General features: G+C 40.7%; 16 protein-coding genes. 6 read left to right on the forward strand and 10 right to left on the reverse strand.

Translation table 11 applies throughout. The features are described 5' to 3' along the window. Positions 1-553 precede the first annotated feature (553 nt). From LVD17_RS11640 to LVD17_RS11660, 5 genes are read right to left on the reverse strand one after another with little or no spacing between them, the layout of a single operon-like run. A complete protein-coding gene (locus LVD17_RS11640) occupies positions 554-1,324 on the reverse strand; it encodes a TIGR00266 family protein (protein WP_233766935.1) in 771 nt (256 codons plus the stop codon). A 2-nt stretch (positions 1,325-1,326) separates the two neighbouring features. Continuing rightward, positions 1,327-1,578 (reverse strand): hypothetical protein, encoded by a 252-nt coding sequence (locus LVD17_RS11645; protein ID WP_233766936.1) that lies wholly within the window; start codon positions 1,576-1,578, stop codon positions 1,327-1,329. Positions 1,579-1,590: 12 nt separating this feature from the next. Further along, positions 1,591-3,141 carry a glutamate--tRNA ligase gene (gene gltX, locus LVD17_RS11650; RefSeq protein ID WP_233766938.1) on the reverse strand — a complete coding sequence of 517 codons (1,551 nt, stop codon included), beginning with the start codon at positions 3,139-3,141 and terminating at the stop codon, positions 1,591-1,593. 55 nt (positions 3,142-3,196) lie between these two features. Then, positions 3,197-3,670 carry a hypothetical protein gene (locus tag LVD17_RS11655; RefSeq protein ID WP_233766940.1) on the reverse strand — a complete coding sequence of 158 codons (474 nt, stop codon included), beginning with the start codon at positions 3,668-3,670 and terminating at the stop codon, positions 3,197-3,199. Continuing rightward, a complete protein-coding gene (locus LVD17_RS11660; protein WP_233766941.1) occupies positions 3,667-4,047 on the reverse strand; it encodes a RidA family protein in 381 nt (126 codons plus the stop codon). Before LVD17_RS11660 ends, LVD17_RS11655 begins: the two co-directional genes overlap by 4 nt. Before the next feature lie 49 nt (positions 4,048-4,096). On the opposite strand from LVD17_RS11660, the gene LVD17_RS11665 reads away from it, so the two are divergent. After that, positions 4,097-4,759 (forward strand): 3-hydroxyacyl-CoA dehydrogenase family protein, encoded by a 663-nt coding sequence (locus tag LVD17_RS11665; protein ID WP_233766943.1) that lies wholly within the window; start codon positions 4,097-4,099, stop codon positions 4,757-4,759. A gap of 1 nt (position 4,760) precedes the next feature. On the opposite strand, the gene LVD17_RS11670 is transcribed toward LVD17_RS11665, so the two are convergent. From LVD17_RS11670 to LVD17_RS11690, 5 genes are all read right to left on the reverse strand, one after another. Then, complete coding sequence (locus LVD17_RS11670; RefSeq protein ID WP_233766945.1) at positions 4,761-5,132, reverse strand: SPW repeat protein; 372 nt, start codon at positions 5,130-5,132, stop codon at positions 4,761-4,763. Between the two features lies 1 nt (position 5,133). Beyond that, complete coding sequence (locus LVD17_RS11675; RefSeq protein WP_233766948.1) at positions 5,134-5,706, reverse strand: vitamin K epoxide reductase family protein; 573 nt, start codon at positions 5,704-5,706, stop codon at positions 5,134-5,136. Positions 5,707-5,824: 118 nt separating this feature from the next. Beyond that, positions 5,825-7,660, reverse strand: coding sequence for a glutamine--fructose-6-phosphate transaminase (isomerizing) (gene glmS / locus LVD17_RS11680; protein WP_233766949.1), 1,836 nt, complete (start codon positions 7,658-7,660; stop codon positions 5,825-5,827). A 12-nt stretch (positions 7,661-7,672) separates the two neighbouring features. After that, the gene (locus tag LVD17_RS11685; protein WP_233766951.1) at positions 7,673-9,094 is read right to left on the reverse strand and encodes a DUF4270 family protein; all 1,422 of its coding nucleotides are present in this window, start codon (positions 9,092-9,094) and stop codon (positions 7,673-7,675) included. Further along, a complete protein-coding gene (locus LVD17_RS11690; protein ID WP_233766953.1) occupies positions 9,078-9,884 on the reverse strand; it encodes a glycogen/starch synthase in 807 nt (268 codons plus the stop codon). The genes LVD17_RS11685 and LVD17_RS11690 overlap by 17 nt, the downstream gene beginning before the upstream one ends. A 114-nt stretch (positions 9,885-9,998) precedes the next feature. On the opposite strand from LVD17_RS11690, the gene panC reads away from it, so the two are divergent. Genes panC through LVD17_RS11715 form a run of 5 tightly spaced genes read left to right on the forward strand, consistent with a single transcriptional unit; the run spans position 9,999 to position 13,439 of the window. Next, complete coding sequence (gene panC, locus LVD17_RS11695) at positions 9,999-10,850, forward strand: pantoate--beta-alanine ligase (protein ID WP_233766955.1); 852 nt, start codon at positions 9,999-10,001, stop codon at positions 10,848-10,850. 11 nt (positions 10,851-10,861) lie between these two features. Further along, a complete protein-coding gene (gene panD, locus LVD17_RS11700; RefSeq protein ID WP_233766957.1) occupies positions 10,862-11,212 on the forward strand; it encodes an aspartate 1-decarboxylase in 351 nt (116 codons plus the stop codon). A 45-nt stretch (positions 11,213-11,257) separates the two neighbouring features. Then, positions 11,258-12,262: a lysylphosphatidylglycerol synthase transmembrane domain-containing protein gene (locus tag LVD17_RS11705; protein ID WP_233766959.1), complete on the forward strand. Its 1,005-nt coding sequence runs from the start codon at positions 11,258-11,260 to the stop codon at positions 12,260-12,262. Next, complete coding sequence (gene rfaE2 / locus LVD17_RS11710) at positions 12,243-12,728, forward strand: D-glycero-beta-D-manno-heptose 1-phosphate adenylyltransferase (RefSeq protein WP_233766961.1); 486 nt, start codon at positions 12,243-12,245, stop codon at positions 12,726-12,728. Before LVD17_RS11705 ends, rfaE2 begins: the two co-directional genes overlap by 20 nt. 15 nt (positions 12,729-12,743) lie before the next feature. Continuing rightward, on the forward strand, positions 12,744-13,439 hold the full coding sequence (locus LVD17_RS11715; RefSeq protein ID WP_233766962.1) for a zinc metallopeptidase: 696 nt from the start codon (positions 12,744-12,746) through the stop codon (positions 13,437-13,439). Positions 13,440-13,468 lie beyond the last annotated feature (29 nt).

Genomic DNA, 13,468 nt, shown 5'->3' on the forward strand with positions numbered 1-13,468 from the left:
TATTTAGTGAAATATTTTCTTGATAATGGTGATCAAATTCTGACAGGGACCATGTAGATAACGATCGGTTTTTACCGTTTTATCAAGTGGAATAGCAATTTGATTTTGATAACATGAAGTAGTCAGGATACTGACAAATAAAAAAAGACAAGTTTTCATATGCAAAACGGAAGTGCCCCGGTAATCAGTTTGATTCCGGGGCGTATTACTCTAACAGGTATACATTTTGTTTCTTGGCAGATCCCAGAATCCCCTGTTGCTCTATCCTAAAAGTAATAACCAAAATTTCCACTGCAATTGTCAATGATTTTGTAAATACGCTTTCCCTTTAATTGAGAACTACCTTCATTTTTAACATGTAGGCGGTCATCTCCATTGATTTTTTTCTTCATTCCTGATTAAGGTTCTAGATAAAAATGACTTAGATGGGGAGGGAAAGAAAGTAATTTATTTGCGGATAATTTTAATAGTTTGACCTGTTATGTTACCTGAGTGAGTTCAATTTGTTTAAACTAAAATAGCTTTAGTGTTGTAGGAAAAGCGCAGACGCACTTTAAGACTCCAAAAAGTTACCCAGAATAGAGCTGGATTCTTTACCTCTGTTTTTACCATATGGGGCAAGGGCCTGGACCAATTTTCGGATAGGCATAGATTGTAAATAAACCCTACCCGTGCCTCTTAATGTAGCCAGAAATATACCTTCACCTCCAAACAACATTGATTTTAACCCACCTGCAGACTCAACATTAAAATCAATGGAAGGCTCAAAAGCCACCACACATCCTGTATCTACTCTTAGCACCTCATTGTTCAGTTGCTTTTCTATAACTGTTCCACCGGCATGTACAAAGGCTTTTCCGTCTCCCTGGAGCTTTTGTAAAATGAAACCCTCACCACCTACAAGGCCGGATCCGAGACGTTTATTGAAAGCGATGGTCATTTTTGTGCCCAATGCTGCACACAAAAAGCCATCTTTTTGCACAATTAAGGAATTTTCAGGAGCTGCGGCCAGATCAACAGGTATTATAGTGCCAGGGTAAGGAGCCGAAAATGCAACCTTTGATTTGTTGGCTCCCCTGTTAGTAAAGTGGGTCATGAACAAAGACTCACCTGTGAGTACTCTGGTACCTGCTGAAAGTAATTTGCCAAATAGACCTTGGTTAGGTTCGGATCCATCACCCATTTTGGTTTCAAATGTGATACCGTCATCCATGTAGAGCATGGCTCCGGCCTCAGCAATTACAGTTTCATTAGGGTCGAGCTCTACCTCAACGATTTGAATACTTTCCCCTTTAATTTCATAGTCGATTTCGTGGGAGTTCATTGCTATTCTTCTTCGTCTTTACCTTTTTTCTTGTTCTTTTTGCTGGATTTCTCAGACTTCAATTCATCATAATCATCGCGTTCAGCAAGCTTCTTGTCTTCTACATTCTTGTTAAGAAACTCGTTGATGCGATCTATATTAAAGTTGGTTTTTATTTCACCAAAGGAATCAATTTCAATATTAAAGCCCTCCAGTTCCGGGTTTACCTTTGGTTGAGTTTTCTTCTTTTTCTTTTTTGATTCCTTTTTAGACATGGCGCTTAAGGTTTAATTGACTTGCTTAACAGGCAATGTATCAATAGCTTTCTGTATTCTGTCAGCCACTTCTGCATTGCCCAGGATCTCGATGATCTCCATCAAGTCAGGACCTCCGCCTTTGCCGGTTATGGCTAACCTAACTGCCTGCATCACCTGTCCTATTTTAACGCCTTTTTCGTCTAATATGTTATTTAAAATTTCCTTTGAGGTCTCTGAGGTGAGCTTATCAGCCTTTAATACGGCTTCTCTGTAGGCTTCCAAAACAGAAACTGCCTCTTCAGTCCATTTCTTGCGAACCACATTTTCATCATAGCTGTCTGGCATCATGAAGAAAAATTTTCCTTCTGTCCAAAACTCGGCAGGAAAAATTACACGCTCCTTCATGGCCTCACACACTTTTTCTACCTTCTTGCTGTCAATAGCTATTCCATTGGCTTCAAGGTCTTTGATGAGGAATGTGCTTAGCTCTGTAGCAGGCTTAACTTTAATATACTGCTGGTTATACCATTTGGCTTTGTCAATGTCAAATTTTGTCCCTGATTTTCCTATTCTTTCAACAGTAAATGCATCAATGAGCTCTTGTAAAGAGAATATCTCCTGTTCTGTGCCAGGATTCCAGCCTAGAAACGCAAGAAAGTTGAGCAAGGCATCGGGTAGGTAACCATCCTCTCTGAAGCCGTGGAAAGTCTCCGCTGCGCCATCCTTGCCAGGAAATGCACCATGAATTGGAAATACCGGGAAACCAAGTTTGTCCCCGTCCCTTTTACTGAGCTTACCGTTACCGTCAGGCTTGAGTAGTAGCGGCAAGTGGGCAAACTGAGGCATGGTATCTTCCCATCCTAAAAATTTATATAACAACACATGTAAAGGTGCAGAAGGTAGCCATTCCTCACCACGAATTACATGGGTGATCTTCATCAGGTGGTCGTCCACAACATTAGCAAGGTGGTAAGTGGGCATACCATCTGACTTCATCAGTACTTTGTCGTCTATGGCAGAAGAGTGTACCATAACCCAGCCACGTACCATATCATTCAGCCTTACATCCTCTTTTCGGGGCACTTTAAGCCTGACTACGTATGGCTCACCGGCTTGAAGCTTTTCCTTTACCTCCTCTTCAGAAAGTGTAAGTGAGTTTTTCATCTGCATACGTGTGATGGCATTGTACTGAGGAGTATCGACACGTGCAGCCTTTAATCTCTCGCGCATTGCATCAAGTTCTTCTGCAGTATCAAAAGCATAATATGCGTTACCCTCATCAATAAGCTTTTGTGCATATTCGGCATACATGTGTTTTCTTTCAGACTGCCGGTAAGGACCGTAAGCACCTTCGGCATAAGGGCTTTCATCGGCAATAATGCCTATCCACTCCAATGATTCTTTGATATATTCTTCAGCACCCGGCACGAACCTGTTCTGGTCTGTATCCTCAATACGGAGGATCATTTTGCCGTTGTGTTTTTTTGCAAACAGATAGTTGTACAAAGCGGTCCTCACACCACCAATATGTAATGCTCCTGTAGGACTTGGAGCGAACCTGACACGAACTTCTTTATCCATCTTTTTTGATTGATTTAGGGCTGCAAAATTACGAAAAGTTACATTAGCATAATAGCTAAGTGTCCATCTTTAGCGCCTTGTCCAAGGTTGCACGGCTTAACTTCACCTGCCTGTTGAAGTTAAGCAGGGTCACAGTATAATTGGCCATGCCTGAAGAAAAAGCAATGGCAGCGTATAAGTATTCCCGGGGGAATATAATAAAAAACAGCCCTATCAGGAATGTCATACTTGTCCAGAATGTAAAAAATAGAGTAGAGCTGAAAAATAGTCGGTATTTGATAAATATTATGCATCCTCTGCTGGATCCTTCAATTCGGCCTTTTATAATTGGCAGATAATTTTGTGGGTAATTGACTTTTCTTGAAATACGGAAGGATGACTTGCTGATATGTCCGACAAATAGGATATCCGGATTTTCTTTTGATTCATTGAGGCTGGCAGGCTGAGTAACGAAGCTCAGCCTGCTAATGGCCTGTAATGCCGTAATAGGGGCAACCAAAGTTTCATTTTTATGAGGTATCAGCGTCATTTAACCGCTATGCAAGATATCTCTACGTTTACGCCCTTAGGTAATTGGCTCACTTCTACAGTTTCCCTGGCAGGAGGGTTTTGAAGGAAGTATTTGCCATAAATGGAGTTGATCAGCTGGAAGTTACTCATATCTGAAACGAAGATGCTACACTTAACCACATTGGAGAAATCAAGTCCTGCTTCTGATAAAATATAACTCAAATTTTTCATTACCTGTTCTGTTTCAACTTCGATATTGCTGGTAAGAAGATCCCCACTTTCGGCATCTATCGCTATTTGTCCGGATACATACAGAGTATCGTTGACCATTACGGCCTGGCTATATGGGCCAATTGGGGCAGGTGCTTTTTTACTGTTGACAATTATTCGGTTCATACTGACATTTTTTATATTAATATCTATTTTTGCCTTAAAGCTGCAAATTATGAAAATATTAATAATTGGGGAGGAGGAAAATTTTTTAGAGTTTAAAGAGAAGTTTTCTGACAACCATGAATACACTTTTCTATCGCAACTTACATCTCCAAGATTTTTAAGTGAAAAGGATCTGGTTTTTGATTTCATTGTTGATGAAAACCCTGATCATTTCGAATGCTATAAGAACCCGGGAAATGCTGTTATTTTTCTTAATACAGTGAAGATCAGTCTGGCGGAGCTTATATTTTTAAACGGTCCGATAGCGGGAAATATTTTTGGGTTTAACGGTCTGCCTACCTTTGTTAATCGTGAAGTTTTTGAAGTGAGCATGTTGAACAATGGACAGGACGTACCGGATAAAATATTTGAGTCTCTTAATACGGAATATAAGCTCGTAGATGACCGTGTGGGAATGGTTACTCCCAGGATAATCTTTATGATCATCAATGAAGCCTTTTATGTTGTACAGGAGGGAACCGCTTCGAGGGAAGATATTGACTCCGGGATGAAGCTGGGAACCAACTATCCTTTCGGGCCTTTTGAATGGCTCAATCTGATAGGGATACACCATGTGTATGAAACTCTGGAGGCCATTTATGAGGATACTAAAGATGAAAGGTATAAGATTTGTCCGTTGCTTAAGAAAGAATATTTGCTAGGGGTTAGCTAAGCTACTTTGTTTTTTGAATGTGCTCAGGGTTACGCTTAAATAACGCAATCCAACCACCGCCAAAATGCTGAGTGATCTTTCCTTTTACAAAGGAAAGAAGAAAAACAACAGCTCCAATGATCATATCATTGACAAGAGCATTTTTATCTTCAAATGAAAGTGCCCATGGAGCGATGAAAAGCCACGCTCCGAGTGGAATATTCCATTTCCCAACAGTTCTTGTGGCTTCCCAAAGAGCCGTAAATGCAAAGGTTATAATCAGCGGTCCTACAATGTGGTTGTTATCGGCTGCAACAGGATCAGCAAAACTTAAGATATCCGGGGAGGCCATAATCCATAAGCCGAGAATTATATTAATCACCAGTGCCCACATATTATGCTACTTTTAAAACCACTTCCTTTATTCCCCAAAAAGCTTTCCAGGTAGATTGTCCTGAGCGTTTAACACGCTGCATATATTGAAGGCTTGCCAATACTTCGTCCATAGCAGGGCCGATCATGGCAACTGAAATAACCGCTGATGCAAGGCATAAAGTACACCATGCATCAAACAATACAGGCTGAAATACAACCAGCATAATGCTTACCACACCCAACGGACCAACGGCAAAACCAAATACAATTGTTATCCAGGGCATCGTACGCCATCTGCGGGTACCTCCGATCACACCTGTCAAGGCATCAATAAAATAACCAATGGCTCCGAGGATGGCATCAGGTATAGGTAGTACATTAGACACTTTTGAGTTGAGTATGGTAATACTTCCGTCACCAAAGAAGGGTTCCCATACCGAGTTGATAATGTCCAGCTGATAAAGCCCCAGATAGAGAGCAATGAACATTCCAATAATTGCAAGTACTATAATGGGAATGCGCTGGCTCCAGGAGGCGGGGTTGTAATCCCAGCCAGGGGGAATAGGCGGAATATCTTTCTTGTCTATGGCCATGCTGTTTTTATGAATTAACTAATCAGCACGACAATTTGTTATTTGCCCCGGTTTCTTACTATAAAAAAAGAGGCTACCCAGAAGAATAGGGTAGCCTCATAAATGTTTCTTAGTAGTGTTATTCTACTGTTACTGATTTTGCCAGATTTCTGGGCTGATCAACATTGCAACCTCTCATTACAGCTATATGGTATGACAATAGCTGTAAAGGTATTACGGAAACCATTGGCATGAGTGCTTCATCAGTCTTTGGTACCTCTATTACAAATTCTGCCATTTGAGGTATAAGAGCATCACCTTCAGTAACCACAGCGATTACCCGGCCTTTTCGTGCTCTTACTTCCTGTATGTTGGAAACTACTTTGTCGTAAGAGCTGTCCCTTGTTGCAATTACAACGACAGGCATTTCCTCATCAATCAAGGCAATTGGTCCATGCTTCATTTCTGCTGCAGGATATCCTTCTGCGTGGATGTATGAGATCTCTTTCAGTTTCAACGCACCTTCCAGGGCAACGGGGAAATTATAGCCCCTGCCCAGGTAAAGGAAATTACGGGCATCCTTGAAAGTTTCGGAAATTTCTTTGATCTGATTGTCCAGTTTAAGGGCCTTTTCTACTTTGGCAGGAATGTTTTCGAGCTCAACTAATAATTCATGATACCTTCTCTCGGTTATTGTTCCTTTCTTATGGGCTACTCTAAGGGCAATCATGTTTAGAACGGTCAATTGAGCAGTGAAAGCTTTTGTGCTGGCAACCCCGATTTCAGGACCGGCATGGGTGTACGCACCTTCATGCGAAACTCTTGAAATAGATGAGCCTACCACGTTACACACTCCGAAGATTATGGCACCTTTGGACTTGGCCAGTTCGATAGCGGCAAGTGTATCTGCGGTTTCGCCTGACTGAGAAATAGCAAATACTATATCCCCTTCATTTATGATAGGATTCCTGTACCTGAACTCGGAGGCATATTCTACTTCTACAGGTATTCTGCAAAACTCTTCAATAAAGTATTCTGCCACCAAACCTGCGTGCCATGAAGTTCCGCAGGCAACTATTACTATGCGGTCAGCATTTACCAGTTTATTGGCATATTCCCTGATACCACCTAATACCAGTCTTCCTTCATTGGCATTTAAGCGGCCACGCATACAATCACCAATGGATTTTGGCTGCTCAAAGATCTCTTTCAGCATGAAGTGCTCATACCCACCCTTTTCAATGGCTTCCAGCTCCATGTCCAAAGTTTGGATATACGGCGTAGAAACTACATCCTGCGTGTTTTTGAGCTTTAGTTCATTATTGTCAATTACGGCTATTTCGTAATCATTGAGATACACCACTTCATTGGTATATTCAATAATAGGTGTGGCATCAGAAGCCAGGAAAAATTCGTCTTTGCCAATACCTATTACGAGAGGGCTACCCTTTCTTGCTGCAATCAGCAAATTAGGATCGTCTTTTGACATGATCACTATTGCATACGCTCCAACAACTTTGGTAAGTGCCAATCGTACTGCTTCATCTAATGAGCAGTCATTATTTTCCTGAATATCCTCGATAAAGTGTATAAAAACTTCCGAGTCTGTTTCACTTTCGAAAGTATGGCCTTTATTGATCAGCTCCTGTTTAAGTGAGCTGTAGTTTTCAATGATCCCATTGTGTATAATGGCCAGCTTCTTCGAGTGAGAGTAATGTGGGTGAGCATTCTCATCATTAGGCTCTCCATGGGTCGCCCAACGTGTGTGGCCAATGCCGATATTGCTGTTTAGATTATTTTCATACAGGTGTTCTTCAAGGTCAGATACTTTGCCTTTTTTCTTGTATATGTTCAGGCCTCCGTTGAGAAGAGCTATACCTGCACTATCATAACCTCTATATTCTAATCTTTTAAGTCCTTTAATGATAACCTCATGAGCCTGTCTGGGCCCTACATAGGCAACTATTCCGCACATATCAAATTATATTTATTTCTTATCTGGTATTGAGTAGTAGAATCGTAAATGCATATTGTCTTTATAAACAACCAGCCTGCTGACAGAACTGGCTGTAGGTAAAAATGCACCATTTATTACCCTCACGGGCGCCAGTATCAATTGGTTGTAGTTTTCTTCATAAAGGAGGTTTTGCAAAGACAAAGTAATGTCATTTCTGATTTCATTATCTTCCGAATTATAGGTTACGGAAGCAGTACCACCCGTATTGCTTAGTAAGGTTCCAACACGGTAATTCTTATTCGCCAGACTATCTGTAGTTGTGAGGTAGTATAGCATATTTGCCGGTGGAGGTGTGTTTTCATCCGCATCAACTATACCGGAGAATATCAATTCAGCTTTTTGAATAACCGGGCTGTCAATTGTATCGGCAAATTGCTGCATAGATGACAGGTCAATCTTCATAAGTAAGTTGGTGCCACTTTGAACATAAGCAAGGTTGGTACTGGTGACATAAGGCTCATAAAATGTTGAAAGGTCATCAAAATCAGAGCCACTCCACCCTACATTTTTATTGGGTTCAATATTATTATAGTTGATGGTTGCAGATGCTCCAAAAACCAGTTCTTCTTGAGAGGTGTTGCCTTGACTGTCCGTCTCCGAGTAGTAGAGCACCATTCTTGTATCGGATACTCCATAGGTTAGAACAGCGCTATTTGAAACAGTGGAAACAAATGCCATACCATTAAAATAATCTGCGAAATTTTCGGCACTGCTAAAGGCAGCATCCTGATTTTTGAGCCTATTGAAAAACTCAAGTGCATAGGTGTCATTGACCTGAAATGCAGACCGGTAAATATACTCGTCATTGCTATCAAAGAGTCTCTCTCTGTCTGAACTGTCCTTTGGGGTCAGGTTTTGTACGTCCTCAACATAATCTTCGAATTTTAGACCCAGGGAGTCAGGATAGATATAGAATTCACTTTCGGCAAGCTTCGCTCCTAAAGCCTGGGTTGAAGCAATCGTATAAGTTTGATCCTTGACAGGAATAGTGTCGGTAAGCTGATAAATCTCTATTTTATTTAATGTGTTTTTTACATTGCTACCATATATTCCCCTTATTCTGGTTTCCACAACGAGGGAGTCGAGTGTGGCTGTTCCCGAAAAGTTCTTACCTGGATTTTCAGAAGGTAAGGTGAGTTCAGTAAAGCTCCTGGCTTCCATGTGTCCGAAGTATTCATCCTGATAGCTACCGACAATAATGCTGCCTGTAGCTCTTGAATAAATATTATCGACCCATATCTGAGAAACCTTATCGTTTAACGGTACATCGACAAAAAAAATCCCCAAATCATTTTCGGGGGGGAGACCAACTGTGCTTAATTCTTCTTCGCACGAAAAAAATGTCAGGGCTGATAGTAGTATCAGCCCTGATCTTCTAACCCACAAGTTCATTATATAAATTGTAATAAGAGTCCGTAAAATTTTCGTCTTTTTCTATTGTTTCGATTTTCTTTTCTTCAGGGAATTTTTCAAATAAGCCATCAAGTGTTTGATCTTCCTCAGCTCTTATGACTGCATCGGAAAACTCAAGACCCAATTTGATAAACCCATAGTAATCTGCTGATAAAAGGTTTGTTAACATACTATCTTCGATATCGATCATTTTAACTTTCTCTATCAGATCACCATTAAATTTATGGCTGAATGCATTGTTATACGTAGTAAAGACAGATTTGGTATCCTTAAATAACGGATCATTTTTGTATGTCGTTTTTAAATATAAAGGTATCAAACTAGTCATCCAGTCATTGCAATGAACAATATCAGGAGCCCAGCCAAGCTTCCTCACAGTTTCAATAACGCCTTTACAGAAAAATATTGCTCTTTCGTCGTTATCTTCATAAAAGTTATTTTCTTTATCGTGGAAAACGTATTTCCGGTGGAAATAGTCTTCGTTATCAATAAAATAAACCTGTAATTTGGCATTAGGTATAGAGGCCACCTTAATAATTAAAGGTTTTTCTTCCTCACCTACTGCAATATTGATCCCTGAAAGTCTGACAACTTCATGCAACCTGTTCTTTCTTTCATTTATCAAGCCGAATCTCGGAACCAGTATTCTGATTTCCATCCCTTTTTCCTGCATAGCCTGTGGCAACTTTCTGACAAATTCTGCTACTTTGGAAGTTTGTAAGAAAGGATTGATTTCACTGGCTACATAAAGAATACGAAGTTTTGACATATGTGTAGAGATTTGTTTGCCTAAAATAAGACCACAAAATTACAAAATTTTTAGCACTTTTCAAGATATTATCTTTTGAAAAACATAGTTTTGCGATCCTTTTAAACGATTCTGATGGAGATTTACAGGGATATTGCTCCTTTACAACAACACCTCAATGAACATAAGTTCCAGGGTAAAAAAATAGGCCTGGTGCCTACCATGGGGGCATTGCACGAAGGTCATTTATCGTTGATCCAGGCTTCGCAGGCTGACAATGATATTACCGTTTGCAGTATATATGTTAACCCTACCCAGTTCAATAACAGCCAGGACCTTGAGAAATACCCGAGAAACCTTGATCAGGATATTAGTTTATTACGAGAAGCAGGCTGTCATGTATTATTTTGCCCCGATGATAGTACAATTTACACGGAACAACCCAAAATAAGCTTTAACTTTGCAGGACTTGATCAGGTGATGGAAGGGAAATTCCGCCCCGGTCATTTCAGTGGGGTTGGGTTGATTGTTTCTAAATTATTCAATATAGTAGCTCCACATTGTGCATACTTTGGGCAAAAGGACCTTCAACAGTATTTGATTATAAAGCAATTGGTGAGGGACCTTTCCTATAATGTGCAGCTGAAGTGTATTCCTATAGTGCGGGAGGCAGACGGAATGGCTATGTCATCAAGGAACAAAAGGCTGACAGAAGAAGGCCGAGGCAAAGCAGTGATATTGTACAGGACACTTAGCGAGGCACAGAAGATGCTCAAGTCCAGAATGGATGTGCCGCGGGTAAAGAAAGAAGTGACTGCCATCATTGATCAGGCAGGGGTAGAACTGGAATACTTTGAAATTGTTAACCCTGAAACATTAGAATTCATGGAGAACAATTTAAGTGGAAAAAATGTTGCGCTGTGCGTGGCTGGCTATGTCGACGGAGTCAGGTTAATTGACAATGAAATTTTTAATTTAGAATTCTGAAATTCAGATCGATGAATATTGAAGTTTTAAAATCGAAGATCCACCGTGTGAAAATCACTCAGGCTGAACTACATTATGTGGGTAGTATAACCATAGACGAAGATCTGATGGATGCCGCCAATATGATAGAGGGGGAAAAAGTGCAGATCGTAAATGTGAATAATGGTGAAAGGTTAGAAACCTATATCATAAAAGGTGAACGGGGTAGCGGTATGATCTGTCTGAACGGCCCTGCAGCCCGCAAAGCTCAGGTTGGCGATATTGTAATCATCATCTCCTATGCTATCATGGACTTTGAGAAGGCCAAAACCTTTGAACCTACACTTATATTCCCAGACGCAGATAATAAACTTCTGCAATAATCTCACATGGCTTCCGGAATAAAAAATACTGTTAAGTATATAATTATGCTTGGCGTTACGGCCTTTTTGCTATGGCTGTCTTTTCAGAATATCCAGGTGTCGAATGGGGAGAGTAAGTGGGATTTTATACTCAGAACCTGGGATTCCGCTAATAAACCCTTCCTTTTTTTGTCAGCCTTCGCTGCAATTTTCAGTCACGTATTAAGAGCCGAAAGGTGGAAGCTACTATTGAAACCGTTAGGGCATCATATTTCACTGGGGCATAGCTTTATGTCGGTAATGGTCGGGTATTTTATTAATCTGGCTATTCCCAGAGGTGGCGAAGTTTCCAGGTGCTATAACCTCTATAGGTTACACAGGGTTCCGGTAGATGTTTCTTTTGGTACCGTGGTAATGGAGAGAATCATTGACCTTATTTTCCTGATCATTCTTCTGACAGTGGCTTTTTTTATCGAGCTGGATAACCTGCTTTATTTCTTTCAGTCTGATGAGATCAGGAGACTTACATCGTCAGACCGTGGTTCGAGCTTTTCCTATACCTTACTGGTTGGGGGCATTGTGTTTGTTATAGCAGTAGTTCTGGTGATCAGGTATATTTTTAACAGCAAGCGATACCTCGCACTGCGCTACATGTCAAAAATTAGGGGCATGATGAGGGGCCTTAAAAGTGGTGTTACCAGTATTTTTAAGCTGGAAAAACGGGTATTGTTTATAGTTTATTCCTTATTGATATGGCTGTGCTATTACCTGATGATGTACCTCGTGATGCTGGCCTTTCCGGAAACAGCTCATTTAGGCATTCTTGCAGCCCTTACCATATTTGTAATAGGCGGTATTGCTATGGCCATTCCGTTGCCTGGAGGTGCGGGCAGCTTTCATATACTTGTGCCCTTGGGGCTCGTAATCCTCTACTCAATACCAGAAGAAAAAGCCGTACCTTTTACTTTCATATTTCATGGATGGCAAACTTTGGTTATTATTGTTGTAGGAGCTTTGTCTTTATTCCTGAGCCAGATATCTAAAAAGAAAATTGAAATCTACAAAAAATAAGATCGTAGACCGGAATAGCTTGCACTCAATTGTACAAGGCTGGAAGAAGGAAGGAAAAAAAGTCGTTTTTACGAATGGCTGTTTTGATATTCTCCACCTGGGGCATGTTGATTATCTTGAAAAAGCCCGTCAACGTGGTGATAAGCTGGTGCTGGGCTTAAATACAGACCTTTCAGTAAAGCGCCTTAAGGGAGAAAACAGGCCCCTAAATGATCAGTATGCCAGAGCGCGGTTGCTGGCCTCCCTGGCTTTCGTAGATGCCCTTACCTATTTTGATGAGGATACTCCCTATGAACTGATAAAAGAACTAAAACCTGACATTCTCGTTAAAGGAAATGACTATTTGGCAGAGAATATCGTTGGCGCAGATATTGTTATAGCTAATGGAGGAAAGGTGGAGACCATCGCTTTGGTAGAAGGTTTTTCCACTTCAAATATTATAGAAAAAATAAAAAAACAAAGTTAGATATCGGAGAAGAATATGGGAATTATAATCATTATGATTGTTTTCGGTATCATCAGTTTTGCGGTTAGTTCAAGACTGAAGAGTAAATTTAAAAAATACTCGCAGATACCACTGAATAAAAATTTATCGGGAGCTGAAATAGCTCAGCTTATGCTGACAGACAATGGCATTCACGATGTAAAGGTAACATCAGTTGAAGGTCAGCTTACTGATCACTATAACCCGGTTAACAAAACGGTTAACCTGAGTGAGGCTGTTTATTATGGTAGAAATGCCGCAGCGGCGGCGGTAGCCGCTCATGAGTGTGGTCACGCTGTTCAGCATGCCAAGGCCTATAGCATGCTGGAATTCAGATCTGCTATGGTTCCGGTTCAAAACGCAAGCGGAAAGATCATGAACGTTATTTTCATGATGATGCTGTTCGGAGGTTTTCTGCTTCCTTCACTGATTCCTTTTAAATTGGCGTTGCTGATCATTATCGGCTGTTACACGGTGTTTACCTTATTTGCTTTTGTAACCCTTCCCGTCGAATTTGATGCCAGTAAAAGGGCATTGGCTTGGGTTGAGCAGCGAGGAATAGTTACTTCAGCTGAACACGGCATGGCCAAAGATGCGCTCAAATGGGCCGCGATGACATATGTGGTGGCCGCAGTAGCTTCGTTGGTGACCTTGCTTTACTATATCAGTATGTTTTTGGGTAGCAGAGATTAAGTAAAATACGAGAAAATTTGTAATTTAGA

Source organism: Fulvivirga ulvae (genome assembly GCF_021389975.1).
Lineage (GTDB): Bacteria > Bacteroidota > Bacteroidia > Cytophagales > Cyclobacteriaceae > Fulvivirga > Fulvivirga ulvae.